The sequence below is a fragment of the Micromonospora sp. NPDC049044 genome, from assembly GCF_040649215.1.
In the GTDB taxonomy this organism is placed as follows: Bacteria; Actinomycetota; Actinomycetes; order Mycobacteriales; family Micromonosporaceae; genus Micromonospora.
Map to the genome: position 1 here is coordinate 130,818 of NZ_JBEZFA010000004.1, position 26,761 is coordinate 157,578.

Below are 26,761 nucleotides of genomic sequence, written 5' to 3' on the forward strand. Positions count from 1 at the left end.
GTCAGGCCTTCTTGGTCAGGCAGAGCACGTAGCCCGTCTTGCCGGGCAAGATGCTTGAGTAGATGTAGCCCTCTTCTTCCGGCTTGAAGTACTGCTCGCACGCGGTGTCGGCTCGGGCCTGGGCCTCGGTCTGGTCGTTGACCCGACCAACCACGTTGTACGCCGCCTCGGTGGAGCTGCACTCGACGATCCGGGCGTCGGTGACCTTCTCCTGCTTCGTGCCGGTGACCTCGGGCAGCTCGGCGATGCAGTCTCCGGCCTTGGCGGCAGCCGTCTCGTCCTTGTTGACGACGTTGGCGATCGCCGAGACGACACCGAACTTCAGGCCGGCGACGACGACGACCGCGAGGACCGCGCCGACGATGCCGAGGATCTTCGTCGCACCGGACTTCTTCACCTCCGGCTCAGCCGACTGCAGCTCAGCCGACTGCAGCTCAGCGGACTCCGGCTCGGCCGACTTCGCCTCAGCGGACTCCGGCTCAGCGGACTCCGCCTCAGCCGACTTCGGCTCAGCCGACTTCGACTCAGCCGACTCGGGCTCAACGGACTTCGACTCAGCGGACTTCGACTCAGCCGACTCCGACTCAGCCGACTTCGGCTCGGCCGGGCGCGGCTCCGACTCGGCCGGACGTGACACCGCCGCCTGCGGCTCGGTCGGCTGCGTCTCGACGGCCGGCTCAGCCGGTGCGGCGTCGGACGCGGGTGGCGATGCGACCTGCTCTGGCACGGGGGGTTCCTTCCGAGGGGTTGATGAGCAGACGACACCGTAACGATCATTGATTTCCGGTGCCGTCCCGCTCGCCTCGTCCGTTCAGTTATTTTCCAGCCTCGCCCGCATGATCCAATTCACACCGTAAATCAACTCGTCGGGGTGGGGCTCGGCGTGCCGGCCGGCGTCGCGGTCGGCTCCCCCGAGGGTCGGTCGGTCGCCGTTCCGCTCGGCGTCGGCGTGCTTGTGGGCTCGGCCGTCGGCGTGCTTGTCGGCTCCGCCGTTGGCGTGCTGGTCGGCTCCGCCGTCGGCGTGCTGGGCAGCGTCGCGGCGGGGTCGGACCCGGCCGGCCCGCGGGGGCCGAAGGGCGCCCGGTCCACGCAGTACGGGTACGGCCGCAGCAGCGGATTGCCGTCCTCGCTGACCGGACCACAGTCCGGGTAGCCCAGGCGGATCGGGTTGCCGTCCTGGTCGAAGAGCCGGGCATTCTCCACCAGCCGGCCCTCACTGTCGTAGACGAAGACGTCCCGGACCCGGACGTACTGGCTGTCGGTTGAGGTCTGGTCGTAGTAGTAGTCGTTGGCGTGCTGACCCTCGGCGTTGACGAGCCCGACGAGCGCGAAGATCACAAGCACCGCGCTGGCCACCTGCACCGCCGAGCGCGGCCAGCGGGTCAGCTGGGCGGACCGGCGACCGAGCCAGATCGAGGCGAGGACGAAGCCGACCAGCATGATCAGGCCCGCCAGCAGCTCGCCACCGAAGCGGGGCAGCAGACCGAAACTGTCGCCGGTGCTCATCACGGTGACCAGCATCGCCGCCAGGTAGCCGCGCAGCACCCACCAGCCCGGGCGCAACAGACGGAGGAAGTCGCTGGCCGTCGCGTACCCCAGGGGTGGGCCGAACTGGGTGTCGATCGCGTTCAGGCGGCGGCGGAGTCGGACCATCGCGGTAGCGACCCGCTGGTCGAGATTGCGCCCGCCACTGCCCGGCGCGGCACCGGCCGCGGCGCGCAGCTCGGCCGCGTACGTCTCGGGCTCGCCCAGCCGCTCGACGAGGGTGCCCTCGGCCTCGGCGGCGACCTCGCTGAGGTGGTCGGCGAGGTCCTCGGTCAGCTCGTCGCGTTGGGTGGCCGGCAGGTCGGCCAGGGCGGCCCGGACCCGCGCCACATAGTCGGTGATTTCCTGCTGCACGACGGTCATGCCGCCATCCCCCGATCGTCGAGCAGACTGTCCATTGTGGTGGCGAACGAGCGCCAGAGCTTGCCGGAGCGGGTCAACTGGTCCCGCCCCGCGGCGTTCAGTGAGTAGTACTTGCGGTGCGGCCCGGATTCGCTCGGCACGACGTAGGTGGTGAGCAGACCGGCGGCGAAGAGGCGGCGCAGCGTCCCGTAGACCGAGGCGTCGCCGACCTCCTCCAGGCCGGCCTCACGCAACCGGCGCAGGATGTCGTAACCGTAGCCGTCCTCCTCCCGGAGGACGGCCAGGACGGCCATGTCGAGCACGCCCTTCAGCAACTGTGTGGTGTCCACGCATTGCACACTACTGTGCAATGCGAAGTAGCGTCAACGATGTCGCCCCGACACGCGCCGGCACGGGCGCTGGCGTGATCCACTCGGGTTCCTGGAAGTCGGGGCGTCAACCCGACCCGGACACCCCGACGTTACGAAACCGAGTCGATCACGCGCTCGGCTAGCGCCCGGAGGGCTGGAGACTCCAGGCGATGCCGTCGAGGATGTCGTGCTCCGAGGCCACCACCGACGGCATCCCGGCCCGCTCCATGATCACGCGGAGCACCAGCGCGCCCGCGCCGATCACATCGGCCCGGCCGGGGTGCATCACCGGGTTCGCCAACCGTTGCGCACGGGTCTGACCCAGCAGGTCCGCTGTCACCTGGGCAACCGCCTCGTACGACACCCGGGCGTGGTGGATGCGCTCCGGTTCGTACCCCCGCAGGCCCTGCGCGATGGCCACCACAGTGGTGACCGACCCGGCGAGGCCGACCAGGGTGGCCGCCGCGCGGCCGGGCACCACGGCGAGCGCCCGGTCCACCGCAGCCGCGATGTCGGCCTCTGCCGCCTTGACCTGGTCGGACGTCGGCGGGTCGGCGGGCAGGTGCCGCTCGGTCATCCGGACACAGCCGATGTCCACCGAGATCGCCGCCTGCACCCCCGCGCCCCGGTCACCGACCACGAACTCGGTGGAGCCACCGCCGATGTCGACGACCAGGAACGGCTCCTTCGCGTCGGCTGGCAGGCCGCGCACCGCGCCGGTGAACGACAGTCGGGCCTCCTCGTCGCCGGTGACGACCTCGGGTGTGACGCCGAGCGTGCCCCGCACCATCTCGGTGAAGTCGTCGGCGTTCGTGGCATCCCGGGAGGCCGAGGTGGCGCACATGCGCACCCGCTGCGCACCCAGCTTCTCGATGTCCGCCGCGTACGACGCCAGCGCCACCCGGGTCCGTTCGATCGCCTCCGGGGCCAACCGGCCGGTGCTGTCGACGCCCTGCCCCAGCCGGACGATCTCCATCCGCCGGGTCAGGTCGACAAGCGGCGCCTGCGGCCCGGCCGACGCGTCGGGCAGGTCGGCCACCAGCAGCCGGATCGAGTTGGTCCCGCAGTCGATGGCCGCCACACGCGTTGTCACGGCAGCAACCTTACGGCAGGACGGGCGCGCACTCCGCTGCCTGGCCGGGTGGCTGCCGGTCGGGTGATTCGGCGGACGAGCAGTTCGCCAACGCCGCGCCGAGCGCGGTCAGGTGATGCCGAACCGCCCCGCCCTCGCGCTCGCTGGCCACCAGACCGGCGGACCGCAGCGCGGAGGCGTGCTCCGAGGCCGAGGAGAGACTGATCCCGACGGCCCGGGACAGCACGGTGGTGGTCAACGCGCCGTCGACCGCCAGCCGACGAAGCACGAGCGCCCGGGTGGCGCCGAGCAGCCGACCGAGGGAATCACCCTCGGTGGTTGCCCCGAGCGTGGGCAGCACCGTCGGATAGACAAGCAGGATCGGGTGACCGGGCTGCACCAGCACCCGTGGGCGGGGTCCGGCCAACGGGGAGGGCAGCAGGGTCAGCCCGTGGCCGGTGCCGGGCAGATTTCCGCTCCACCACGTCCGCACCTCGAGCACCGGCTCCCGCCACCGGATCATCGGGTGCAACCCCGCGAAGAGCCCGTCCAGGCCATGCTGCGCCAGCCGCTGGCCGGCACAGGTCACCTGCTGGCGGTACGCGCCGGTCAGCTCGGGCCAGAGCGGGGCCAGGACCGCGTCGAACCAGGTCCGGACGGCTCCGCCGAACAGGTCAAGCACCTCCTGGTCGGCAGCCGCGAACCGTCGCCGTAGCGGGGTGACCGCCGTGTGCGCGTACGCGGCGGTGGCCTCGGCACGGATCCGCCGTGCCGGTGTGGCCCGGATCGCCGCCAGGCCCGCCTCGACCGACTCCCGGCCGGACAACGGGGTGACGAAATCCGGCAGGCGCCCCCGGGCCGGCAGCAGGTGCCGCAGCGTCGCGGTGGCGGCCCGCGCGGCGCCGGTGCCCTCGACCGCCGCCGCCCGGTCGGCAAGTGCCGGTGCCAACGCCGCAACCGTCGGGTCCCGTAACCACTGACCGGCCAGCAGCGCGGTGCCGACCGGGTGCAGCCGGTCGGCGAACCGCACCCGGCAGAGGTCGGCAGACCCGAGCTGGAGACGAAGCATGAGTCACAGCCTGCCTCCCTTCGCCCAGGGCCGAAAGGGTTGATCCGCCAGCGGGCCGCCCCCAGTGTGGATTCGGGTCGAACGGGGGGTGGTCGACGTGCGGCGGACGGCGGCGGTGTTGACGGCGGTCTGCGTGACTGTCATGGCTACGGCCTGTGGTGAGCGGGGGCGGCCCGCGCCGGCCCCGCCAACCGCATCCCCGCCGCCGAGTGAACGGCCCGCCCCGGGCGACCACGACCTCACCCTCAGCCACAACGGCCTGGACCGCACCTACCTGCTGCACGCGCCACCCGGGTACGAGCCGAGCCGGTCGCCCGCGCTGGTCATCGCGTTGCACTTCTATCCCGGAAGCGCCTCCTCGATGCGGGAGCTGGCCGGTCTGGACGCCAAGGCCGACAAGGACGACGTGCTGGTGGCCTACCCCGACGGGGTGGACGGCGGCTTCAACGCGCTGGTCTGCTGCGGCAAGGCCGACGACGTCGGCTTTCTCACCGCCCTCACCGAGCACCTGGTGCAGACCTGGCACGCCGACCCCAACCGGGTCTTCCTCACCGGCATCTCGAACGGCGGCGACATGAGCTTCCGGGCGGCGGTGGAGAGCACCGGCACGTTCGCCGCGATCGGGGTGGTGAGCGGTGGTTACAGCGGACAGCTGACCACGGCCGCGGACTACGTGCCGAAGCGCCCGGTCTCCGTGATCACCTTCATCGGCGGCCAGGACCGGTACGCCTCGACGTTCCAGACCGGCATGCAGACCTGGCAGCAGCGGCTCACCTGCCGGCCGAGCCCGAAGGCGTCCGGGGTGGCGGGCGTGACGCACACGGTGGCGGGCTGCGCGGACGGCAGCGAGGTGAGCGTCTACACCCTGCCCGAGATGGGCCACAGCTGGCCGGGGGCGAAGACCGGTTCGCTCGCCGCATCGTCCGCGGGCTTGTCGGCCACCGACCTGATGTGGCAGTTCTTCGCGGCGCACCCGCGCAGGGCCTGACTACAGCCGCAGCAGCATCCGGGTGTTGCCGAGGGTGTTCGGCTTCACCCGCTCCAGATCCAGGAACTCCGCGACACCCTCGTCGTACGAGCGCAGCAGCTGCTCGTACACCGGTTGCGGCACCGGTGCGCCGTCGATCTCCCGAAAACCGAACGCGCCGAAGAACTGCGTCTCGAAGGTGAGCACGAAGATCCGCGCCACGCCCAACTCCCGGGCCGCGTCGATCAGCTCGCCGACCAGCCGGTGCCCGATGCGCCGGCCCCGACAGGACGGGTCCACGGCCACCGTGCGGATCTCGGCCAGGTCCTCCCACATGACGTGCACCGCGCCGCAGCCCACCACGACGTCGTCCTCGGCCCGGACCGCGACCCGGAACTCCTGCACCTGCTCGTAGAGGGTGACTGTCGCCTTGCTCAACAGTCGCCGGTCGTTCGTGTAGGTGTCGACGAGCCGCCGAATGCCGCGCACGTCGCCGGTGCGAGCCCGCCGTACCGTGATTTGATCCGCCGTCTGCGCGTTCACTCGCCCGCCGGGACGTCCACGCACGGGCCCGCCGTCCACCAGGGCTCGACCAGTTCCAACGTCTCGTCCCCGAACGGGTTGACCCCGGGGCCGGCGCCCAGCGCGTGCCCCAGGTGCACGTGCAGGCACTTGACCCGGCCCGGCATGCCGCCCGCCGAGATGCCGGCGATCTCCGCCACCTCGCCGATCGCCTCGCGGCGGGCGAGGTAGTCCTCGTGCGCGGCCCGGTAGTGGGCGGCCAACTCGGGGTCCGTCGTCAGCCGGTCCGCCATCTCCTTCATCAGCCCCGCCGACTCCAGCCGGCTGCACGCAGCTGTGGCCCGGGGGCAGGTCAGGTAGTAGAGCGTGGGAAACGGCGTGCCGTCGGCGAGGCGGGGGGTCGTCTCCACCACGTCCGGGAGTCCACACGGGCAGCGGTGCGCCACCGCCCGGGTGCCCCGGGGCGTGCGGCCGAGCTGCGCGGCCACGGCGGCCAGGTCGGCCTCGGTGGCCGGCTCACGCTGCGGCAGGGGTACGGAATCCGCCGCCGGCTCCGACGGTGGTACGACAGTCACGGTGCCCATCTCTCCTGGTGTGCTGATCGGTGGATCACTTGCCCGGCTGTTGGCTGTCCGCCGCCTGCACGCTCGACCAGAGCGTGTCGTACCAGGTCGATGGCCCGGCCGGGGCGGCCGAACCGGCCAATTTCCCGGCGTCCCGGGCGGCGCCCTCCGGGTCGTGCAGCACCACCATCATCTTCTCGCCCGGCGGGCCCAGGAAGAACCGCTCCCGGGCCTGGGTCTTGATGTACGCCGGGTCCTTCCAGTTGGCGGCCTCGGCGGCCAGCTTGGCGATCTCCGCCTCCTGCACCGCCTGGGCCGCCTCCATCCGCTCGATGTCGGCCTGCTGGTCGAGGTAGACCCGGACCGGATAGGTGTAGGCCAGCGCGAGCGCGATCAGGACCGCGAACAGCACTGTGGCCCGACCGGTGAAGCGACGGGGGTGGGGTGCGGTGAGCCGTTTGACGGCACCACCGGCGGCAGTACGCCGAGCGGCGCCCGGACGATTCGCGGAGCGCACGCCCTCGGCGCCCCGGGCAGCACCCGGTGCGCGACCGCCCGCGCGCGGCTCGGCGCGGACGCCGGTCTCGCGGACCGATCCACGGGTGGCCCGGCCACCGCCCGGCCGGCCGGACTGAACCGGCCGGCGGGCGGGACGTTGACCACCCGGTGTGCGGCGCTGCTGCATCGTCACACCCCTCCCCCGAGGCTTCGCGCGCTCAGGCCGAACGGTAGCGCGGGAACGCGCCGGCGCCGGCGTAGCGCGCCGCGTCGGCCAGCTCCTCCTCGATCCGGAGCAGCTGGTTGTACTTCGCGACGCGGTCCGAGCGGGCCGGTGCGCCGGTCTTGATCTGGCCGCAGCCGGTGGCCACCGCCAGGTCGGCGATCGTGGTGTCCTCGGTCTCGCCGGAACGGTGGCTCATCATGCACTTGAAGCCGGCCCGGTGGGCCAGGTCCACCGCGTCCAGGGTCTCGGTGAGCGAACCGATCTGGTTGACCTTGACCAGGACCGCGTTCGCGGACTTCTCCGCGATGCCGCGGGCGATGCGCTGCGGGTTGGTCACGAACAGGTCGTCGCCGACGATCTGCACCCGGTCACCGATCGAGGCGGTGAGCGTCTGCCAGCCACTCCAGTCGTCCTCCGCCAGCGGGTCCTCGATCGACACGATCGGGTAGTCGCCGGCCAGCTTCGTGTAGTAGTTGCTCATGTCCTCGGCGGACTTCGCGGCACCCTCGAAGGTGTACGTGCCGTTGTCGAAGAACTCGGTCGCCGCCACGTCGAGCGCGAACACGATGTCGGTGCCGAGCCGGTAACCGGCCTTCTCGACCGCCTCGGCGATCAGGTCCAGGGCTGCCGCGTTGGTCGGCAGGTTCGGCGCGAAACCACCCTCGTCGCCGAGCCCGGTCGACAGGCCCTTCTTCTTCAGGACCGACTTGAGCGCGTGGTAGACCTCCGCGCCCGAGCGCAGCGCCTCCCGGAAGGTCGGAGCGCCGATCGGCGCGATCATGAACTCCTGGATGTCGACGTTCGAGTCGGCGTGCGCGCCACCGTTGAGGATGTTCATCATCGGCACCGGCAGGAGGTGGGCGTTCGGGCCGCCCAGGTAACGGAAGAGGCTCAGCTCGGCGCTGCCGGCAGCGGCCTTCGCCACCGCCAGGGAGACCCCGAGGATGGCGTTCGCGCCCAGCTCCGACTTGCTGTCCGTGCCGTCGATGTCGAGCATCTTCTGGTCGATCAGCCGCTGCTCGCTGGCCTCGTACCCGATGATCTGGTCGACGATCTTGTCTTCGACGTTGGAGACCGCCTTCTCCACGCCCTTGCCCTGGTAGCGGTCGGCGTCACCGTCGCGCAGCTCGATCGCCTCGAAGGCGCCGGTGGAGGCGCCGGAGGGCACGGCGGCGCGGGCGACCGTGCCGTCGTCCAGGCCGACCTCGACCTCGACCGTCGGGTTGCCCCGCGAGTCGAGAATCTCCCGGGCGACGATTCCCTCGATGGTTGCCACTAAGTCGCTCCTCGTTGTTGTGATCCGGTCCGTGGGTGGGCCGCGACGGTGCGGCTGAGGCAGGTGTTGAACGCAGCGTATCGGGCCGCGCGAACGGGCACGGCGTCGCCCGCGCACCCGACTCGCCCCACGCTGCCGGACATTCCCGGATTTCCGGGCGTCAACCGGCAACGGGTTTGCGCTGCGCGGACCAGATCCACCAGGCTGGTCGGCATGCCCGCCGCCTCGACCACCCTCCGCATGCTCGCCGTGTCGGTCATCGCGTCGCTCACGGTCACCGGCTGTCAGACATTCGAGGACGCCGGAGTCGCCATGGGCCGCTCGGAACTCGTCAACGACCTCGCCGCCCGGCTGGACCGGGCGCTGGAGCTGACCTACTCGGCCGACTACCAACTCCCGGGCGGCCAGAGCGCCGCGATCGTGCAGGCGCAGGATCCGGCCCGGTCCGCGTACACCTATCCGGGCGGGCGACTCACCGTCACCCCGGAGGCGATCACCCGGTGTACGACGACCGGCGCCCGCCCCGAGTGCACGCTCGTCGCCCCGCCGACCCCGGGAAGCAAGCCCACCGTGACGCTCTTCGGTGAGGCCAACCAGCAGGGCCTCGCCACCCCACCGGTGGTGGTCGGGCTGCTGACCGCCGCCGCCCTCGACCCGCAGGCGGTCATCAAGCAGAGCGACAGCACTGTCGCCGGGCACCACGCCGCCTGCGTCGAGGTGCAGGGCTCGTCGTCCGGCGACTTCACCGCCTGCGTGACCACCGAGGGCGTGCTCGGCAGCTTCACCGGCCCGATCGACGGCAAGCCCATGGAGCTCGCGCTGAGCCGCTACACCGAAAGTGTGGACAACAGCGCGTTCGACGTGCCGGCCGGGGCCGGTGTGGTCGACCGCCGGCCGGGCGGCGCGTGACCGGGCCGGCCGTCGGGTCCGCGTCCGCCGCAGCACACGGCGGGCCCGCGTCCGCCACGCCACCCGGCGGGTTCCTGCCCGCCACGCCACCCGGCGGGTTCCTGCCGGGGGCAGACCGGAGCCGGCCGCCGGCCGCCGGTGATCTGGCCCTGCCGGTGACCGGCGCGAAGGTGCTGACCAGCTCCGCCGGTGGGCTGCTGCGGGTCGCTGACCTACCCGCCGACACCGACTGGGTGCCGCTGGGCACCCTCGACGGAACACCCGCGTGGGCCACCGACGTGTCCACCGCCGACGAGCTGCCCGGCCAGGCGCGGGGCTGGGCCGCGCTCGCCGGCGAGGTGCCGGAGCCACACGCCACGCTCGCCGGCCGGGCGTTGGCCGTGGTCACCTGGCGGCGTACCCACAGGTGGTGCGGGGCCTGCCGAGCCGAGCTGGCCGACGTCCCCGGCGAGTCGTCCCGGCGCTGCCCCGACTGCGGCCTGTACGTGCCGATGCAGCTCTCCGCAGCGGTGCTTGTCGCGATCACCCGGCCCGGTCCGGCCGGCCAACCCGACGAGCTGCTGCTGGTGCGGCACGCCACCGGACCGACCGGGCTGTGGGCGCTGGTCGCCGGTTTCGTCGAGGCCGGCGAGGCGCTGGAGGCCGCCGCGCACCGCGAGGTCCGCGAGGAAGTCGGGCTGAGCCTCGACCCACCGACCTACTTCGGCAGCCAGCCGTGGGCCCTCTCCGGCCCCGGCGTGCTGCTCGCCGGTTTCACCGCCACCGCCGCCGACCCGCACGCCGAGCCGGTGGTAGACGGGCGGGAGCTGACCGAGGCCCGCTGGTTCGGCCTGGATGCGCTGCCGGCGGAACTGCCGCCCGCGTACTCCATCTCGCGCTGGCTGATCGACGCGACGGTGACCGCCGGGCGGCATTGACCCCGCCGGGCGCGGCGATGTCCGCGCCCGGCGGGCCGATCGGGGCGGGGCGCTCAGAGACCGAGCAGCGTGCGCAGGTGGCGCGGGGGCGGGCAGTCGTGGGCCAGCATCGCGTCGTGCCAGTCGCGGACCGACACCCCGTCCGGGCGGGCCGCGGCGATCTCGGCCATCTCGCTGTACCCGACGAAGTAGGTGGAGAGCTGGGTGGAGGTGAGCAGCGCCCGACGCCACTTGCCGGCAGCCTCGCCCTCCTCCTGGAAACCGCGTTGGGTCATCAGCGCCATCGCCTCGGCCTCGGGCAGGTCCTCGGCGTGCACCAACTGGTCGAGCAACGCGTTGATGGTCATCCGGAGCTGCATCTTGAGTTGCTGCAACCGGACCGGGAGGCCGCCGAAGCCGAGCCCGGCCATCACCTCCTCCGCGTACACCGCCCAGCCCTCGATGAACGGCCCGGACTCGGCCAGGGCCCGGACCCGGGTGGCACCGACGTAGCGGCGGGCGTGGGCGAGCTGGAGGAAGTGCCCCGGCATCGCCTCGTGCACGGTCAGGTTGCGGATCATGTGGTCGTTGTACTCCCGGTAGAACGACTCGACCCGCTGCGCCGACCAGTCCGCCGGGGTCGGCGCGATGCAGTAGAAGGTGGGCACGGGGGCGGTCTCCAGCGGACCTGGCGAGTCGCAGTAGGCCACCGCGACGCCCCTGGCGAACTCCGGCATCTCCTGGATCACGCACCGGTCGTCGACGAGGGTGACCAGGTCGTGCGCGCGGACGAAGTCGGTGGCCTCGTCGAGCGTGCTGCTGGCCAGGTCGACGATGGTCCCGTCGTCCGGGTGCTCGGCGGCGAGCAGGTCGAGTGCCCGGCGGACGGCCGCGTCGTCGGCGGGGCCGCCGACCAGCTCGACGGCCGCCTCCCGGATCTCGGCGGTGACCCGGTCCAGGTTGGCCCAGGCGCGGCGCTGGATCTCGGCGGCGCCCAGCTCGGTGTCGAGGGTGTGCCAGAGGCGGGCCTCCCAGCGGCGGCGGCCCAGACGCGGATCACGGCCCGGGGCGGCGTCGGCGGCCAGGCCGGCCCGCAGCCAGGCGACGAACTCCTCAAGTGCGGCGATCGCCGCGGTCGCCGCCGGCTCGACCCGGTCGAGGGTGTGCGGCGCCTGGGCGAGCAGCGCCGGCACCTCGTCGCGGATCAGCGCCGCCGTGCCGGTGAACTGCCCGACCGCCGTCTCGGCGTGGATCCGCGGCATGTCCCGCAGCGTCGCGCGGGCGGTGGCGAGAGCGTCCGGTACGGCGGCGAGTCGGCCGGCGAGGCTGGTCAGCCGGACCTCCACCGGCGCGAACGGGCGGGCGAGGAGGGCGTGCAGGAGCGGGCCAGGATTGTGCGCCAGCGGGTCCCACTCGTGGGCCCGCATCTCGGTCGACTCGAACAACCCCCTGTCGACGAGCGAGCTGAGCAGCGCGTGGTCGACCTGCTCGGCGAGGTCCAGAGCAGCGGGATCGATGTCGGAGAGCGCGTCGGCGGCCTCCTTGAGCATCGCCCGGTCGGCGGCGACCCCGTCGGCGGAGAGGTCCGGCAGTCGGTCGTCGTAACTGTGGTCCCCCACGGAGGTGGCGAGGCCGGGCCGGCTCTCCAACACCGCGTCGACGATCCGCTCAGCCAAAGGCACGAAGGACTCCATGCCCCGACCCTAGACGGCACCTCTGACCCAATCCGCCGCAGCAACCCCCGGTACGTCCGGTCGAGCGGTCGGCCACCGGCACGGGGCTGACTGGTCCGCCGGTTGTGGATAGCCTCATCCACCGGCGACGTCAGGTCGGCTGCGGAGCGGGTGGACGCGCTGATCCAGCAGGTGAGCGTCGCTCTCCGAGGTACCGGATCGCAGAAGGGGCGGGCGATGGCCGAGGCACACGACTGGGCGTCGGAGGTCGTCGCGCACCTGACCGCCGCCGGCTGGCGGCCCGACCGGCAGATCGACCTGCGCGACTGGGCTCGGCAACTGGCCGATGGCAGTGGCTTCCACCTGCATGCCGCGGCAGCGCGCTTCCTCGGCGAGTTCGGCGGGCTCAACGTGCCCCAACGCCGTGACCGCGGGCAGGACGTCGCCTCGGTCACCTTCGAGCTGGATCCCCGCAACGGCGCGGGCCGCCGGGACTGGTTCCGTGCTCTCGGCTGCCCGGCTCACGGGGCGCTCTACCCGATCGGTGACGCCGGTGGCGGGCACGCCATCCTCGCCATCGACGAGGACTCCACGGTGTTCATGCTCTTCGGCACCGAGTGCCGGCGGATCGGCACCGGCCCGGAGGCGGTCGCCAACCTGGTGACCGGACGACGCCCCTGAGCCGCCCGCCGCCAGGTCAGGGGGCGGGGAGATCCGGCGGCGGTGAGTCGGATTCGGCGGCGCGCACGGCCTCGGCGTAGGCGAGGGTGGCGCGGCGAAGGGCCGCCTCCGGGTCGATTCCCGCCTCACGGGCTGCCGCGACAGTCGCCAGCAGGCTGGCGCCCAGCCGCGCTTCCGGGTCCACCTGGCTGTCGGCAAGTGGCGGCGGGACCGCTCGACCGGCGCGGGCGGCGCGGGCCAGGATCTGCGCGGCAAGGGCCAGCGCGGGCTGGCTCAGGGCCACCCCGTCCAGCACCGAACTCCGTGCCTTCTCCGCCCGCTTGATCCGCTCCCAGTTCTCGGTGATCTCCTCGAGCGTGCCCGCCTGCGCCCCGGCGAAGACGTGCGGGTTGCGCCTGATCATCTTGTCGACCAGGCCACCCGCCACGTCGTCGATGGTCCACCGCTCGTCCTCGGGCAACTCCTCGGCGAGCCGCGCGTGCAGGACCACCTGCAACAGCACGTCGCCCAACTCCTCGCGCAGCGCGTCGGTGTCGTCGGCGCTTATCGCGTCGTACGCCTCGTAACTCTCCTCAAGCAGGTAACCGGCGAGGCTGCGGTGCGTCTGCGCCCGCTTCCACGGGTCGCCACCCGGTGAGGCGAGTCGGTCCAGCACGGCCACCGCGTCGAGCAGCCGGGCGCCCGGCGGGTCCCACGAGCCGTACATCAACTCCATCTCGGCCAACCCGGGCTGCCGGGCCAGCCGCAGACCCAACTCGCGGGCCAGCGCCTCGTCACCCGCGGGGCCGGCCAACCACACAGCAGTGCCGTGGGTGGCCACCGCGTCCAGCAGCGGCTGCGTCGCCGGACCGTCCACCACTGTGACCTCGGCGCCCGCCTGGCGCACGGCCGTGGCCAACTCGCTCTCCGCGCCGGTCAACACCGGGTGCTGGCGTACGACGTCCCAGGCCGCGGAGGTCAACAGGCCGGCCGGCAACCGGGGTGAGGTGACAAGCAGGACGATCCGTGCCGTCATGCTCAGCTGGCCGTGCCCTGGTCCGGCGCCGGGCCATCGGCACTCGGGGAGCCGGTCGACGGCACCGCTTCGGGGGTGGAGATGTCGGTGACCGGACCGTCCTCGTTGATGTAGGGCAGTGAGTAGAAGACCGGCGTCTGGCCCTTGTTCACAGTCGACGGCACCCCGACCGCCCGGAAGCGCGGGTTGATCGAGACCTTGGCCCGGGTCGCCTCTTCTTCGAGCACGGCGCTCAACGCGGTGGCGCTGCGGACGAAACCACCGTCGCCGAACGCCTGGCGGACGTCGCTCACCGGCATTCCGGCCGGGATCGCGTCGACCTTCACCAGGGCGTCGTAGACGGCCATCAGCGATTCGTCGCTCAGCTCGGCCGGTGGCAGCTGCTGGCTGAGCACCGCGGACAGGTCTGCCCACTCGGCCCAGAGCTTCGCGTACTCGGTGGTCGCCGGCACCCGCAGGCTCTGCTCGATCTGCTCTGCGGTGATCTGGTCGGTCACCTGCACGTTCTTCGCCGCCACCACCCGCTTGCCCAGGTCCAGGCTGATGAGCAGGTCGACCACGTCCTGCCGGGTGACGGTGGAGCGCAACTGCTCCGGCGACGGCGTCGCCCCCGCCTGAGCACCCTGCTGCCGGACCGCGTCGCCGTACTTCGCCTGCACATCGGCGTAGATCGCGTCGACCCGCTTCAACGAGTAGGTGGTGTCACCGACGTACGCGGCGACGTCCGGCGCGGACCTGCCGCAGGCGGCGAGGGAGAGGACACCCAGCGCCGCGACGCTGGCGGCGACGATCACACGACGAGCACGCATGCCCGTCACTCTCTCATGCCCTCGTCCGTGCTGTGACGGCCCCCACCGCAACCCGGCCCCACCTCATCCCGGCCCCCACCTCATCCCGCCGCGACGGCGAGCGGGGCGGGGGCACCCAGCACATCGGAGAGCAACTGCGCGCACCACTGGAGCAGCGCCTGGTCACGCAGCGGCTCGCCACCGACCCGACGGGTGCTCGGGCGGGGCACGCTCACCTGGTCGGTGGCCAGCTTGTAGACGGCGTCCGGGTGGTAGCGCTTGAGCCGCAGCTGCTTCGAATCCGGCAACGGCAGCGGGCCGAACCGGACGTGCTTGCCCTGCATTGACACGTCGGTGAGGCCGTACCGGCGGGCCAGCAGGCGGAACCGGGCAACCTCCACCAGGTTCTGCACCGGGGCCGGCGGCTCGCCGTACCTGTCGGTCATCTCGGCGACCACCTCGCCCAGCCGCTCCTCGTCGCGGGCCTCGGCCAGCTTGCGGTACATCTCCAGGCGCAGCCGTTCCACGCTCACGTAGTCGTGCGGCAGGTGCGCGTCGATCGGCAGGTCGATCTTGACGTCCGGCTCGTCCTCCGACCGCTCACCCTTGAACGCGGAGACCGCCTCGCCGACCATCCGCACGTACAGGTCGAAGCCGACGCCCTCGATGTGCCCGGACTGCTCGCCGCCGAGCAGGTTGCCGGCGCCCCGGATCTCCAGGTCCTTCATCGCCACGTACATGCCGGCGCCCAACTCGGTGTGCTGGGCGATGGTCGCCAGCCGCTCGTGGGCGTGTTCGGTGAGCGGCTTCTCCGGCGGGTAGAGGAAGTACGCGTACGCCCGCTCCCGACCCCGGCCGACCCGGCCCCGGATCTGGTGCAGTTGGGCCAGGCCGAGCAGGTCGGCCCGCTCCACGATCAGGGTGTTGGCGTTCGGGATGTCGATGCCCGACTCCACGATCGTCGTGCAGACCAGGACGTCGAACTCCTTCTCCCAGAAGCCGACCATCACCTTCTCCAGGGCCTCTTCGCTCATCTGGCCGTGCGCCACGGCGACTCGCGCCTCGGGCACCAGCTCCCGCAGCCGCCGCGCCGCCCGGTCGATCGACTCGACCCGGTTGTGCAGGTAGAAGACCTGCCCGTCACGGAGCAACTCACGGTGGATGGACGCCGCCACCTGCCGGTCGTCCTGCGCGCCCACGAAGGTCAGCACCGGGTGCCGCTCCTCCGGCGGGGTGGCGATAGTGGACATCTCCCGGATGCCGGTGATGGCCATCTCCAGGGTGCGCGGGATCGGGGTGGCCGACATGCTCAGCACGTCGACGGACGCGCGCAGCGTCTTCAGGTGCTCCTTGTGCTCGACACCGAAGCGCTGCTCCTCGTCGACGATCACCAGCCCGAGCTGCTTGAACCGGGTGGCCGTCTGCAACAGCCGGTGGGTGCCGATGACGATGTCGACGGTGCCGTCGGCGACCATCTCCAGCGTCCGCTCGGTCTCCTTCGGGGTCTGGAACCGCGACAGTTGCCGGATCTGCACCGGGAACTGGCTCATCCGCTCGGCGAACGTGTTGTAGTGCTGCTGCACCAGCAGCGTGGTCGGCACCAGCACCGCCACCTGCTTGCCGTCCTGCACCGCCTTGAACGCCGCCCGGACCGCGATCTCGGTCTTGCCGTAGCCGACGTCGCCGCAGATCAGCCGGTCCATCGGGACGGTCTGCTCCATGTCCCGCTTGACCTCGTCGATCGCGGCGAGCTGGTCCGGCGTCTCCTGCCACGGGAACGCGTCCTCCAGCTCCCGCTGCCACGGCGTGTCCGGGCCGAACGAGTGGCCCTTGGACGCCTTGCGGGCGGCGTACAGCTGGATGAGCTGGGCGGCGATCTCCCGGACCGCCTTGCGGGCGCGGGCCTTGGACTTCTGCCAGTCCGAGCCGCCCATCTTGTGCAGGGTCGGCTGCTCGCCGCCGACGTAGCGGGAGAGCTGGTCGAGCTGGTCGGTCGGCACGAACAGCCGGTCGCCCGGCTGACCCCGCTTGCTCGCCGCGTACTCGATGACCAGGTATTCGCGGCTGGCGCCGTTGACGGTGCGCTGCACCAACTCGACGTACCGGCCGATGCCGTGCTGCTCGTGCACCACGTGGTCGCCGGCCTTCAACTCCAGCGGGTCGATGGTGTTGCGCCGCCGGCTCGGCATCTTGCGCATGTCCCGCGTCGAGGTGCCCCGACCGCCTGTCACGTCGTTGCCGGTGAGCAGCACGAAGCGGGATGCCTCGTCGACGAACCCGCTGCTCAGCGCGCCGCAGGTGACCACCAGCTCGCCGGGGGCGGGTGCGGTCGGCACCTCCTCGGTCAACCGGGCACCCAGCCCGGCGTCGCGCAGCACCTCCACCGCCCGTTGGGCGGGGCCGTGCCCCTCGAACACCAGCGCGATCGACCAGCCCTCGCCGGCCCAGCGCTTGAGGTCGTCGACCACCCGCGAGGTCTCACCGTGATAGAGCGGCGCCGGCTGGGCGGACAGGGTCACCGCGATGGCGTCGTCCGGGGTTACGGCGGCCTGCTCCGGCGCGTCCTCCCAGGGCTGCCGCGTCTCGGCGGTCTCCCCCTCCACCAGACCGAACGGGGACAGCGTCCACCATGGCTGGCCGAGCTTGCCCGCGGCGGCGCGTACCTCGCCGAGGGTGCGGAAGGCGGCGGCGCCGACGTCCACCGGGGCTTGACCGCCGACCGCGGCGGCGGCCCAGCTGGCCTGCAGGAACTCCTCCGAGGTACGCACCAGGTCGTGCGCCCTGGTGCGGATCCGCTCCGGGTCGCACAGCAGCACGTGGGTGCCGGCCGGCATGGCGTCCAGCAGCAGCTCAAGTGAGTCGGGGCCGACAAGCACCGGAGCGAGGGACTCCATCCCCTCCACCGGGATGCCCTCGGCCAGCTTGTCCAGGATCTCGGCCAGCTCGGGGTGCTGCTCGGCGAGCGCGGCGGCCCGCTCCCGCACCGCCGGGGTCAGCAGCAGCTCCCGGCAGGGCGGCGCCCACAGCAGCGGCACCTGCTCGATGGTGCGCTGGTCGGCGACGGCGAAGGTGCGGATCTCCTCCACCTCGTCGCCCCAGAACTCGACCCGGGACGGGTGCTCGTCGGTCGGCGGGAAGACGTCCAGGATGCCGCCGCGCACCGCGAACTCACCGCGCTTGGTGACCAGGTCGACCCGGGCGTACGCCATGTCGACAAGGCGGTGGGCGACCTCTTCGAGGTCGGCCTCCTCGCCTGCGGCGAGCTGCACCGGCTCCAGGTCGCCGAGCCCCTTGAGCTGCGGTTGGAGCAGCGAACGAACCGGGGCCACGACCACCCGCAGCGGCCCGGTGCCGCCGTGCGCGTCTGTCGACTCCGGGTGCGCCAGGCGGCGCAGCACGGCCAGCCGTCGACCCACCGTGTCGGAGCGGGGCGAGAGCCGCTCGTGCGGCAGCGTCTCCCAGGAGGGGAAGACCACCACCTGGTCGGCCGGCAGCAGCCCACCCAGGGCGGCGGCCAGGTCGTCGGCCTCGCGGGTGGTGGCGGTAACGGCCAGCACCGGTCGCCCGGCCCCACCCGCGGTGCCGTCAGGGTCGGCCGCGACGGCGGCGACCGCGAACGGGCGCAACGCCGCCGGAGCGGTGATGTCGAGGCCGTCGACCTGGGCGGCACCGGAGCGCGCCAGGTCACGCGCCCGGGTCAGCCCGGGGTCGGCCAGGGCGGCGGAGAACAGACCGGTGAGCAAGGGAATCCTTCCAGGGAGCCGACGCACACGACGGCGGCCCCTCGTCCAGCCGGACGGGGGGTGCACGACTACAAGCCTATCCCCGTCCACCGACACCCACCCCCTTCCGCCCAGGTCCGCCACGCGCCGAACGCAACGCCCCGCCCCGCGCGTCCCGTCGCCCCGTCGCCCCGCCGCCCCGCCCCGCCGTGCCCCGTGCCCCACGCCCCACGCCCCACGCCCCACGCCCCACGCCCCACGCCCCACGCCATGATCGTGCTCAATCCTGGATGTAGTGGCCTCGCCGACGCGTCGTCACCACTACTTCCTGGTTCTTGCGCGATCTTGGGGGCGGGACGACCTTCGGCCGAGCATCCCGGCGCACGAAGCCCGCCGACCGTGGCCCCAGCCATCATCGACGCGCGGATCTTGACCGCCGCCGGTCAGCGTGTTCGGGTTGGGGGATGAGTGAGCAGTGGCGGGCACAGTTCGACGCGGAGGTGAGCTTCGCCAACGGCGGAGGGCTGCGTACCGAGGGATTCCGGCTGGACATCCCGGGGCGGGAGATCACCGACGACGACCTGGCGGCGTTGTTCGTCAGGCATCTCGGGTTGCTGATGGTCGCCGAGGTCCGGATCAGCGAAAAGTCGATCATTCAGGAGCCGCACAAGGGTGGCCGGGGCGTGACGGTCGATCAGCCCACTCCCGGCCGCAGACTGGTCGAGCTGAGCCACGTGATCAGCGAAGGGATGACGACCCTGCCCGGTTGGCCCGGCCCCCGGATCACCGACTGGCTGACCTTCGCGGCGTCCAGGGACCGGTACGCGCCGGGCACCGAGTTCCACGTCGCGCGGATCGACCTGCTCGCCAACACCGGCACGTACGTGGACACTCCCGCCCACCGCTGGTCCGGTGCCGACGACCTGACCGGGATGTCGCTGGACCGCCTCGCCGACCTACCTGGGGTGGTGGTCCGGGTGCCGGCCGGCACCCGAGCGGTGGATCGGCTGATGCTCGCCCCGTACGAGGTGACCGGGCGCGCGGTGCTGCTGCACACCGGGTGGGATGCGCACTTCGGCACCGAGCGGTACGGCGCGCCGGAGGCGCCGTACCTGACCGGGGACGCCGCCCGGGCGCTGGCCGACGCGGGTGCGGCACTGGTCGGCATCGACTCGATCAACATCGACGACATGACCCCGGCGGCCGGCGGCGAACGCCCCGCGCACAGCACGCTGCTCGCCGCCGGCATCCCGATCGTGGAGCACCTGACCGGCCTGGACGCGCTGCCGCCGACCGGCTTCCGGTTCACCGCGGCCCCGCCGATGGTGGCCGGTATGGGCACCTTCCCGGTCCGCGCCTTCGCCGTCCTCAACCCCTGACGCCGCCCAACCCCCAACCGTCAGGAGGAACGATGCCCGCCGAGGGAGTCGGCAGTGATCCGCGTCGCCGTACCACCCCCGCCCGGTGGCGGGTCCTGGGTCATCCCCCCGGGATGCTGATCTACCAGGTGCGGTGCATCGTCGAGAACCACGGCTGGACGGAGCCGGCCGCGGTGGGCCGTCACCAGGTCCTGCTGGGGCGCTCCGGGGTGTACCGGCGCCGGCTCAACGGTCACGTCGAGTTGTCCGATGCCACGTCGGTGCTGCTGACCCGCCCCGGTGACGAGCTGTCCGTCGCGCACCCCTTCGGGTGCGGTGACTCGTACACCTGCCTGGAGATCGATCCGACGGTGCTGGCGGAACGGTCGGACGCGGCGGGTTGGCTGCGCAAGGACGGCTGGTCCGGTGCCTCGGACGCCGCGCTGGACCTCGCGCACCGGCTGTTGGTCGCCGAGTTCCGGCGTGGGGTGGACGGCTTCGAGATGGCCGAGCGGCTGCATCGGTTCCTGGCGCACCTGCTGCGGCACAGTGCCCTCGGCACCGACACGGCGGGCGACGAGGTCGATCGTTCGGTACGTCGGCGGCCGGCGACGCTCGCCGCGCACCGGCGGCTTGCCGATCGGGCCCGGGAGGTGCTGGCGGGCTCGGACTACACGCTCGGCCTGAACGAGGTGGCCCGGGAGGTCGGCAGCTCACCGCACCACCTCAGCCGGGTGTTCCAGCGGATGACCGGCAGCAGTCTGACCGCCTACCGCAACCGGCTTCGGGTGCGGGAGGTGCTGGACACTCTCGCCGAGCCGGACGGACGTCCGCTCGGTGCGCTCGCCAACGAGTACGGGTTCGCCGACCAGGCGCACCTGACCCGGGTGGTCAGGGAGCAGGTGGGCCACCCGCCGGCCCGGCTGCGCCGCCTGCTCACGCCGTCCGCAGAGGGAGCCCGAGCGGGACGAGCGACCACGAAGGCGTGACCGCGTCCGCGGGAGGTCTCGCGGCTCGACACCGCGCGACCTCCGCCCGAACGGTCGCACCGGAGGGCCGGCCGGGAGTCGGGCCTCCCCGAAAAGGTCCGCGTACCCGGCTTCGACACCCACCCACGTGGACGCCCTCCGAACCGACGTGAACCATCTTCGAATCGCGGGGGCGTCCCGGTCTTGAAGAAAATTGCGCGAACGCCGGGCGCGGCCGGTGTCAGTAGCGCACCGAGATCCGGCGCTCGACGGCGTCCACCCGGATCTCCCCTCCGTACGGGACGATGACCTGCGGGTCGGTGTGGCCGAGGTCGACGTCGAAGACCACCACCGCGTCGGCGTTGTACGGCGTGAGCGCCCGCGTGATCGCCTCCCGTTGCGCCTCGCCCCACGCCTGTCGTTCCGGCACCGTCAGCGGCTTGCCGAAGTCCCACGCCTTGGGGCGGCCGACCAGGACGGCGGGGAAGGCGGCGAGCAGGCCCCGCTCCCCCATGTTCCGCACGATCCGGAACACCTCCTGGGCGCTCGGCATCTCCTGGGAGGTCTCGATGACCAGCACAGACCCGGTCAGTTCGGCGGCGGTCGGCACCCGGTCGGCGGCCGACAGCCAGTGCAGGATCTCCAGGTTGCCGCCCCAGGTGCGTCCCCGCACCACCCGTTGCGGCCCCTGCCAGCGCCAACCCTCGCCGGGCAGCATCTCCGGCTCGTACGCCAGCGTCTCCGGCTCGGTCCACGGGTTCGGCCGGTCACCCCATTCCCGGGCGGGCGTCAGCTCGTACCAGTCGCTGCTGAACAGGGCCGCGCGCAGCGACGCGAAGGTCAACGGGTGCGGTGCGCCCGGCCGACCGAGGTGCACCAGCACCGATCCGCCGTGGTAGGCGACGATGCCCAGCCGGTACAGGTGGTTGAGCACGTTGGTGTTGTCGGAGTAGCCGAAGTAGGGCTTGGGGTTGGCCCGCAGCACGTCGTCGTCGAGGTGCGGGGTGACCGTGATCAGGTCGTCGCCGCCGACCGTGGCGAGCACGGCGGTGATGCTCGGGTCGGCGAACGCGGCGGTCAGGTCGCGGGCCCGGTCGCGCGGGTCCGCACCGATGGCCCGGGTCGTCGGGTACTCCACCGGCTCCAGGCCGAACTCGTCGCGCAGGCGGCGCACTCCCAACTCGTACACGTGCGGGAAGAGTCCCGGCAGGCCGGCGGAGGGTGAGACGACCGCGACCCGGTCGCCCGGCCGTGGTTTCGGTGGATAGATCGGTGTCCCCATGATCGAAGGCTAACCACCCGGCCAACCGGTTTCGGTCCTGCCGTTCACCGAACGGACATTAGGCTCCTCATGTGGATGAAGCACCGCAAAGGCCCGACCGTGACTGGGCGCCGCGCAGCATCGGGCTGCTCATCGGCACGCTCGCGCTGGCCACCGCGTTCATCGCGGCCTACGTCGGGGCACTGCACAAACCCACACCCCACGACCTGCCGATCGGCGTCGTCGCCGGCGACCAACGCGCGCGGGCGACGCTCGACGCCGTGCGCGAGCAGACCGACATCCTCGAACCCATCGAGTACGACGACCCGCCCGCCGCCGAGCACGGCCTGCTCAGCCGGGCGGTGTACGCCGTGCTCAGCAGCGGCCCCGACAACGGCCTGCGCCTCACCGTCGCGAGCGCCTCCGGCCCCTCGGCCACCAGCGCGATCAGGGAGGTCCTCAGCACCGCGGCCACCCGCGCCGGCACCCCGTTGCAGGTCGTCGACCAGGTGCCGGTCACCCCGGACGACCCGCGCGGGGTGGTGCCCTTCTACCTGAACGTCGGGTACGTACTCGGCGGCTACCTGGCCTCGACGGTGCTCGGGATCTCCGCAGGCACCACCCCACGGACGGCGCGTCGGGCGGGCCTCCGCATCGCCGCCCTGGCGGTCTACAGCGTGCTGCTCGGCATCGCCGGCGCGATAGTGGTCGGGCCGGTGCTGGACATCTGGCAGCACGACGTACCGACGATCGCCGCTGTCGGCGCGCTGGCCGTCTTCGCCGCCGCGATGTTCGCCAGCGCCATCCAGGGTTGGCTCGGCGTCGCGGGCACCGCGCTGGTCATCCTGTTGCTGGTGGTGCTCGGCAACCCCGGCTCCGGTGGCATCTACGCGCCGGAGTTCCTGCCCGGGGTGCTGCGCGGCATGCACCGCTGGAACATCCCCGGGCTCGCCAACGACCTGACCAAGGCGGCTGTGTACTTCGACTGGCGGTCCGCCGGCTGGCCCGCGACCGCCCTCGCGCTCTGGACGGCGCTCGGCATCGTCGGGTTGGTCAGCGCCAGCGTCGTCCGCGGTCGCCGGGCCGCCGCCCACCACGGATCGCCCCGTCCGGACGCCGCTGCCAACCGGCACGGTGGTTGAGATCACGCCCGAAAACGCCGCCTCGGCGACAGTGGATCACCAGGGGGCCCTCCAGACACCCGGTGCGCGCGGATACCATCCAGTAAGTCGGACAGCGCTGTCCTTCGTAACCACGTGAGGGAGCGCACCGTGACTGACCAGCACGACCACGACGGCCCCGACGCCGCGCTGCGTGCCGACATCCGCCGGCTCGGCACCCTGCTCGGGCAGACGCTGGCCCGCCAGGAGGGCCGACCACTCCTCGACCTCGTCGAGGAGATCCGCGCCCAGGTCCGCAGCGACGTTCCGGCAGCCGCCCACCGCCTCGGCGGGCTCGACGTCACCACCGGCACCAAGCTGGCCCGCGCCTTCTCCACCTACTTCCACCTGGCGAACATCACCGAGCAGGTGCACCGGGCGCGGGATCTGCGCCGCCGCCGCGCGATGCAGGGCGGCTGGCTGGACCAGGCCGCCAAGATGATCGCCGAGCGCGGGGTGCCGGCCGAGGAGATCGCCAACGCGGCCCGTCGGCTGGCGGTGCGCCCGGTCTTCACCGCCCACCCGACCGAGGCGGCCCGCCGCTCGATCCTGTCCAAGCTGCGGGCGATCGCCGACGAGTTGGACACCGAGACCGCAAACGCGATCCTCTACGGCGCCAGCGACGAGGGCCCGGCCAACCGCCGGCTGGCCGAGCTGCTCGATCTGATGTGGCAGACCGACGAGCTGCGCCTCGACCGGCCGGACCCGACCGACGAGGCCCGCAACGCCATCTACTACCTGCGCGACCTCTACGCCGAGGCCGCCCCGCAGGTGCTCGACGACCTGGCCGACACGCTGCGCACCCTCGGCGTGGAGACGTCACCGACGGCCCGGCCGCTGAGCTTCGGCACCTGGATCGGCGGCGACCGCGACGGCAACCCGTTCGTCACCCCGGCGGTCACCCGCGAGGTGCTGACCATCCAACACGAGCACGGCATCGCGGCCACCGAGAAGGCGATGGACCACCTCATCAACGAGGTCTCCGTCTCCCGCCGGCTGCGCGGGGTGTCCCTGGACCTCTCCGCCAGCCTCGCCGCCGACCTGGACGCGCTGCCCGAGGTGGCGACGCGGTTCCGGCGGGTCAACGCGGAGGAGCCGTACCGGCTCAAGGCACGCTGTGTGAAGGCGAAGCTCGCCAACACCCGGCAGCGGCTGCGGCAGGGCACCGCGCACGTACCGGGCCGGGACTACCGGGGCTCCGCCGAGCTGATCGCCGACCTGGACCTGCTGCGCGCCTCGCTGGCCCGCAACTCCGGGCAGCTCACCGCCGTCGGCCGGCTGGCCTCCACCATCCGCACGGTCTCCGCGTTCGGCCTGCACCTGGCCACCATGGACGTCCGGGAGCACGCCGAGGCACACCACGCGGTGCTCGCCCAGCTCTACGAGGCCGTCGGCGAGGTCTCCGACTATCCGGCGCTGACCCGGCTGGAACGCACCAAGCTGCTGGCCGACGAGCTGACCGGCCGCCGACCGCTCTCCACCCTCGACACGCCCCTCACCGAGCCCACCCGCAAGACGTTCGACGTGTTCAGCACGATCCGGGAGGCCCAGGACCGGTTCGGCACCGAGGTCATCGAGTCGTACATCATCTCGATGACAATGGGTATCGACGACGTGCTGGCCGCTGTGGTGCTGGCCCGCGAGGCCGGCCTCGTGGACGTGCACAGCGGGCGGGCCCGGATCGGGTTCGTGCCGCTGCTGGAGACCCCGGCCGAGCTGAACGCCGGCGGCGAACTCCTCGACGACCTGCTGTCGCTGCCCGCGTACCGGGCCCTGGTGAGCGCCCGCGGCGACGTGCAGGAGGTCATGCTCGGCTACTCCGACTCGAACAAGGAAGCCGGGATCACCACCAGCCAGTGGTCGATCCACCGGGCGCAGCGCGCGTTGCGCGACGTGGCCGCCCGACACGGGGTGCACCTGCGGCTGTTCCACGGCCGGGGTGGCACGGTCGGGCGCGGCGGCGGCCCGACGCACGAGGCGATCCTGGCTCAGCCGTACGGCACGTTGGACGGCGCGATCAAGGTGACCGAGCAGGGCGAGGTGATCTCCGACAAGTACACCCTGCCGTCACTGGCCCGGGAGAACCTGGAACTCACCCTCGCCGCTGTGCTCCAGGCGACCCTGCTGCACACCGCACCACGGCAGCCGGCCGAGATGTTGGAGCGCTGGGACGCCACAATGGACGTGGTCTCCGAGTCGGCGTACCGGTCCTACCGCTCGCTCGTCGAGGACCCGGACCTGCCGGCGTACTTCTGGGCGTCCACCCCCACCGAGCTGCTCGGCGCGCTGAACATCGGCTCCCGGCCGGCGAAGCGCCCGAACACCGGCGCGGGGCTCTCCGGCCTGCGGGCCATTCCATGGGTGTTCGGGTGGACGCAGACCCGGCAGATCGTGCCTGGTTGGTTCGGCGTGGGTTCCGGGCTGGCCGCCGCCCGCGAGGCAGGCCTGGCGGACGTGCTCGCCGAGATGCACCGCAACTGGCACTTCTTCCGTACGTTCCTGTCGAACGTCGAGATGATGGTGACAAAGACCGACCTGAGCATCGCCCGCCGGTACGTCGAGACCCTGGTGCCGAAGAAGTTGCACCCGATCTTCGAACAGATCGAGCAGGAGTACGAGCTGACCAAGCGGGAGGTGCTGGCGGTGACCGCCTCGCCCGCCCTGCTGGAAAACTCGCCGGTGCTCCAGCGCACCCTGGCCGTACGCGACACCTACCTGGAGCCGCTGCACCATCTCCAGGTGGCGCTGCTGCGGCAGTACCGGGAGTCCGGTGCCGCCGGCCGGGCGGTGGCCACCGCACCTGGCGGCCGACGCGCGCCGAGCGACGGCACCGCCCTGGAGCGGGCACTGCTCACCACTGTGAACGGCATCGCCGCCGGGATGCGCAACACCGGCTGACCAGGCAGAACCGACCGTCGACCTAGTCGATCATGGAGTTGTGGTGGCCGCTTCGCCCTCGTAAGAGGCTTTTGCGGGGCACCACAACTCCATGATCGACCGACTGGGCAGGTTAGAAGTCGCCACCACCGAAATCGCCACCACCGAAATCGCCGCCACCGAAGTCCCCAAAACCGCCGAAGTCGCCAGCGGCGTAGTCCCCGCCGCCGTAATCCCCGCCGGAGTCCCCACCCTGGTCGCTGCCGCCGAAGTCCCCACCCTGGTCGCCGCCGTCGCCGCCCTGGTCGAAACCGTCCCCGAAGCCCTCCTGGTAGCCGGCGTCATAGCCGTACCCGGGGTCGGCGAAGGCCGGCGAGAACAGCGCGTCGGCGATCAGGATGCCGCCGAGCACACCGGCGCCGGCGCCCAGTGCCGTCTTCCACCACGGCGTCGAGTACCAACCGGCCGGCACCGGCCGACCCTGATAACGCCCACCGGGGTAGTAGTAGGGCGTGTCCCGGCCGGGCTGCGGGCCGGCGCGGAAGGTCTGCCCCTGCACGTCGACCTCGCGCTCCTTGGTGAGCTGCCCCACGCCGCGGGCGGCGGCCAGCGTCGGCACCTCCGGGCCCGGGTCGATACCCAGCGCGGTACGCGCCGCCCGGATGTACGCCAGCCCTTCCAGCGCGGTTTCCCGGGCCAACCCGAACTGGTGCGGCGTACGGGCCTGCTCCAACTGCGAGCCGGCCGCGTTGTACCGCTCACCGGCGTCGGCAAGCGCCTGGCGGACCGCTGGTTCGTCACCGTGCAGGTTCATCAACTGGCCGCCGAGACGCTCGTACCACCGCTGCGCCTCCGCACGGGCGTCGCCGAGCGCGGTGCGTTGGCGGGCACTGGCCTGGGCGCGGACGAGCGCCGCGGCACCCAACGCGCCAACCAGCACGACGGCGAGGCAGAGCACAAGTTCCATGACAACGAACGTACCCCCGGCCCGCACGTCGTACC

General features: G+C 72.2%; 23 protein-coding genes. 8 read left to right on the forward strand and 15 right to left on the reverse strand.

The window, feature by feature from the left end:
• Position 1: 1 nt before the first annotated feature.
• From AB0B85_RS04610 to AB0B85_RS04630, 5 genes are all read right to left on the reverse strand, one after another.
• Positions 2 to 727 (reverse strand): hypothetical protein, encoded by a 726-nt coding sequence (locus AB0B85_RS04610; protein WP_357403539.1) that lies wholly within the window; start codon positions 725 to 727, stop codon positions 2 to 4.
• Positions 728 to 858: 131 nt separating this feature from the next.
• Positions 859 to 1,908 (reverse strand): hypothetical protein, encoded by a 1,050-nt coding sequence (locus AB0B85_RS04615; RefSeq protein ID WP_357403541.1) that lies wholly within the window; start codon positions 1,906 to 1,908, stop codon positions 859 to 861.
• Positions 1,905 to 2,237: a PadR family transcriptional regulator gene (locus AB0B85_RS04620; protein ID WP_030328782.1), complete on the reverse strand. Its 333-nt coding sequence runs from the start codon at positions 2,235 to 2,237 to the stop codon at positions 1,905 to 1,907. The genes AB0B85_RS04615 and AB0B85_RS04620 overlap by 4 nt, the downstream gene beginning before the upstream one ends.
• Before the next feature lie 160 nt (positions 2,238 to 2,397).
• Positions 2,398 to 3,339, reverse strand: a complete 942-nt coding sequence (locus tag AB0B85_RS04625) for a Ppx/GppA phosphatase family protein (RefSeq protein WP_357403755.1) — start codon at positions 3,337 to 3,339, stop codon at positions 2,398 to 2,400.
• Positions 3,340 to 3,361: 22 nt separating this feature from the next.
• A complete protein-coding gene (locus AB0B85_RS04630) occupies positions 3,362 to 4,399 on the reverse strand; it encodes a helix-turn-helix domain-containing protein (RefSeq protein ID WP_357403543.1) in 1,038 nt (345 codons plus the stop codon).
• Positions 4,400 to 4,496: 97 nt separating this feature from the next.
• Here AB0B85_RS04630 and AB0B85_RS04635 point away from each other — a divergent pair, with 97 nt between their 5' ends.
• Positions 4,497 to 5,387 carry a PHB depolymerase family esterase gene (locus tag AB0B85_RS04635; RefSeq protein ID WP_357403545.1) on the forward strand — a complete coding sequence of 297 codons (891 nt, stop codon included), beginning with the start codon at positions 4,497 to 4,499 and terminating at the stop codon, positions 5,385 to 5,387.
• Here the strand turns inward: AB0B85_RS04635 and AB0B85_RS04640 are convergent, their stop codons facing one another.
• From AB0B85_RS04640 to eno, 4 genes are read right to left on the reverse strand one after another with little or no spacing between them, the layout of a single operon-like run.
• Complete coding sequence (locus AB0B85_RS04640) at positions 5,388 to 5,909, reverse strand: amino-acid N-acetyltransferase (protein ID WP_357403547.1); 522 nt, start codon at positions 5,907 to 5,909, stop codon at positions 5,388 to 5,390.
• A complete protein-coding gene (locus AB0B85_RS04645) occupies positions 5,906 to 6,463 on the reverse strand; it encodes a DUF501 domain-containing protein (RefSeq protein ID WP_357403549.1) in 558 nt (185 codons plus the stop codon). Before AB0B85_RS04645 ends, AB0B85_RS04640 begins: the two co-directional genes overlap by 4 nt.
• Before the next feature lie 34 nt (positions 6,464 to 6,497).
• Positions 6,498 to 7,136 carry a septum formation initiator family protein gene (locus AB0B85_RS04650; RefSeq protein ID WP_357403551.1) on the reverse strand — a complete coding sequence of 213 codons (639 nt, stop codon included), beginning with the start codon at positions 7,134 to 7,136 and terminating at the stop codon, positions 6,498 to 6,500.
• A 31-nt stretch (positions 7,137 to 7,167) separates the two neighbouring features.
• Positions 7,168 to 8,451, reverse strand: coding sequence for a phosphopyruvate hydratase (eno, locus tag AB0B85_RS04655; protein WP_357403553.1), 1,284 nt, complete (start codon positions 8,449 to 8,451; stop codon positions 7,168 to 7,170).
• A 213-nt stretch (positions 8,452 to 8,664) separates the two neighbouring features.
• Between eno and AB0B85_RS04660 the strand changes: the two genes are divergently transcribed.
• Positions 8,665 to 9,360 carry a hypothetical protein gene (locus AB0B85_RS04660; RefSeq protein WP_357403555.1) on the forward strand — a complete coding sequence of 232 codons (696 nt, stop codon included), beginning with the start codon at positions 8,665 to 8,667 and terminating at the stop codon, positions 9,358 to 9,360.
• Entirely contained in the window at positions 9,357 to 10,277 is a 921-nt protein-coding gene (locus tag AB0B85_RS04665) for an NUDIX domain-containing protein (protein ID WP_357403557.1), read from the forward strand. Before AB0B85_RS04660 ends, AB0B85_RS04665 begins: the two co-directional genes overlap by 4 nt.
• A gap of 53 nt (positions 10,278 to 10,330) precedes the next feature.
• Here the strand turns inward: AB0B85_RS04665 and AB0B85_RS04670 are convergent, their stop codons facing one another.
• Positions 10,331 to 11,950: a DUF885 domain-containing protein gene (locus AB0B85_RS04670; RefSeq protein WP_357403559.1), complete on the reverse strand. Its 1,620-nt coding sequence runs from the start codon at positions 11,948 to 11,950 to the stop codon at positions 10,331 to 10,333.
• 216 nt (positions 11,951 to 12,166) lie between these two features.
• Here AB0B85_RS04670 and AB0B85_RS04675 point away from each other — a divergent pair, with 216 nt between their 5' ends.
• On the forward strand, positions 12,167 to 12,610 hold the full coding sequence (locus AB0B85_RS04675; protein WP_357403561.1) for an SUKH-3 domain-containing protein: 444 nt from the start codon (positions 12,167 to 12,169) through the stop codon (positions 12,608 to 12,610).
• 16 nt (positions 12,611 to 12,626) lie between these two features.
• On the opposite strand, the gene AB0B85_RS04680 is transcribed toward AB0B85_RS04675, so the two are convergent.
• The 3 genes from AB0B85_RS04680 to mfd form a co-directional block, all read right to left on the reverse strand.
• Positions 12,627 to 13,625 (reverse strand): nucleoside triphosphate pyrophosphohydrolase, encoded by a 999-nt coding sequence (locus AB0B85_RS04680; RefSeq protein WP_357403563.1) that lies wholly within the window; start codon positions 13,623 to 13,625, stop codon positions 12,627 to 12,629.
• Between the two features lie 2 nt (positions 13,626 to 13,627).
• Positions 13,628 to 14,434, reverse strand: coding sequence for a hypothetical protein (locus AB0B85_RS04685; protein WP_357403565.1), 807 nt, complete (start codon positions 14,432 to 14,434; stop codon positions 13,628 to 13,630).
• An 80-nt stretch (positions 14,435 to 14,514) separates the two neighbouring features.
• Positions 14,515 to 18,156 (reverse strand): transcription-repair coupling factor, encoded by a 3,642-nt coding sequence (mfd, locus tag AB0B85_RS04690; RefSeq protein ID WP_357403567.1) that lies wholly within the window; start codon positions 18,154 to 18,156, stop codon positions 14,515 to 14,517.
• Between the two features lie 443 nt (positions 18,157 to 18,599).
• Here mfd and AB0B85_RS04695 point away from each other — a divergent pair, with 443 nt between their 5' ends.
• Positions 18,600 to 19,514, forward strand: a complete 915-nt coding sequence (locus AB0B85_RS04695; protein ID WP_357403569.1) for a cyclase family protein — start codon at positions 18,600 to 18,602, stop codon at positions 19,512 to 19,514.
• Between the two features lie 32 nt (positions 19,515 to 19,546).
• A complete protein-coding gene (locus AB0B85_RS04700; RefSeq protein WP_357403571.1) occupies positions 19,547 to 20,482 on the forward strand; it encodes an AraC family transcriptional regulator in 936 nt (311 codons plus the stop codon).
• Positions 20,483 to 20,702: 220 nt separating this feature from the next.
• Here the strand turns inward: AB0B85_RS04700 and AB0B85_RS04705 are convergent, their stop codons facing one another.
• Complete coding sequence (locus AB0B85_RS04705) at positions 20,703 to 21,743, reverse strand: S66 peptidase family protein (RefSeq protein WP_357403573.1); 1,041 nt, start codon at positions 21,741 to 21,743, stop codon at positions 20,703 to 20,705.
• A 71-nt stretch (positions 21,744 to 21,814) separates the two neighbouring features.
• Here AB0B85_RS04705 and AB0B85_RS04710 point away from each other — a divergent pair, with 71 nt between their 5' ends.
• The gene (locus AB0B85_RS04710) at positions 21,815 to 22,864 is read left to right on the forward strand and encodes a hypothetical protein (protein WP_357403576.1); all 1,050 of its coding nucleotides are present in this window, start codon (positions 21,815 to 21,817) and stop codon (positions 22,862 to 22,864) included.
• A gap of 129 nt (positions 22,865 to 22,993) precedes the next feature.
• Positions 22,994 to 25,780: a phosphoenolpyruvate carboxylase gene (gene ppc, locus AB0B85_RS04715; RefSeq protein ID WP_357403578.1), complete on the forward strand. Its 2,787-nt coding sequence runs from the start codon at positions 22,994 to 22,996 to the stop codon at positions 25,778 to 25,780.
• A 112-nt stretch (positions 25,781 to 25,892) separates the two neighbouring features.
• On the opposite strand, the gene AB0B85_RS04720 is transcribed toward ppc, so the two are convergent.
• Positions 25,893 to 26,726, reverse strand: a complete 834-nt coding sequence (locus AB0B85_RS04720) for a hypothetical protein (RefSeq protein ID WP_357403580.1) — start codon at positions 26,724 to 26,726, stop codon at positions 25,893 to 25,895.
• Positions 26,727 to 26,761 lie beyond the last annotated feature (35 nt).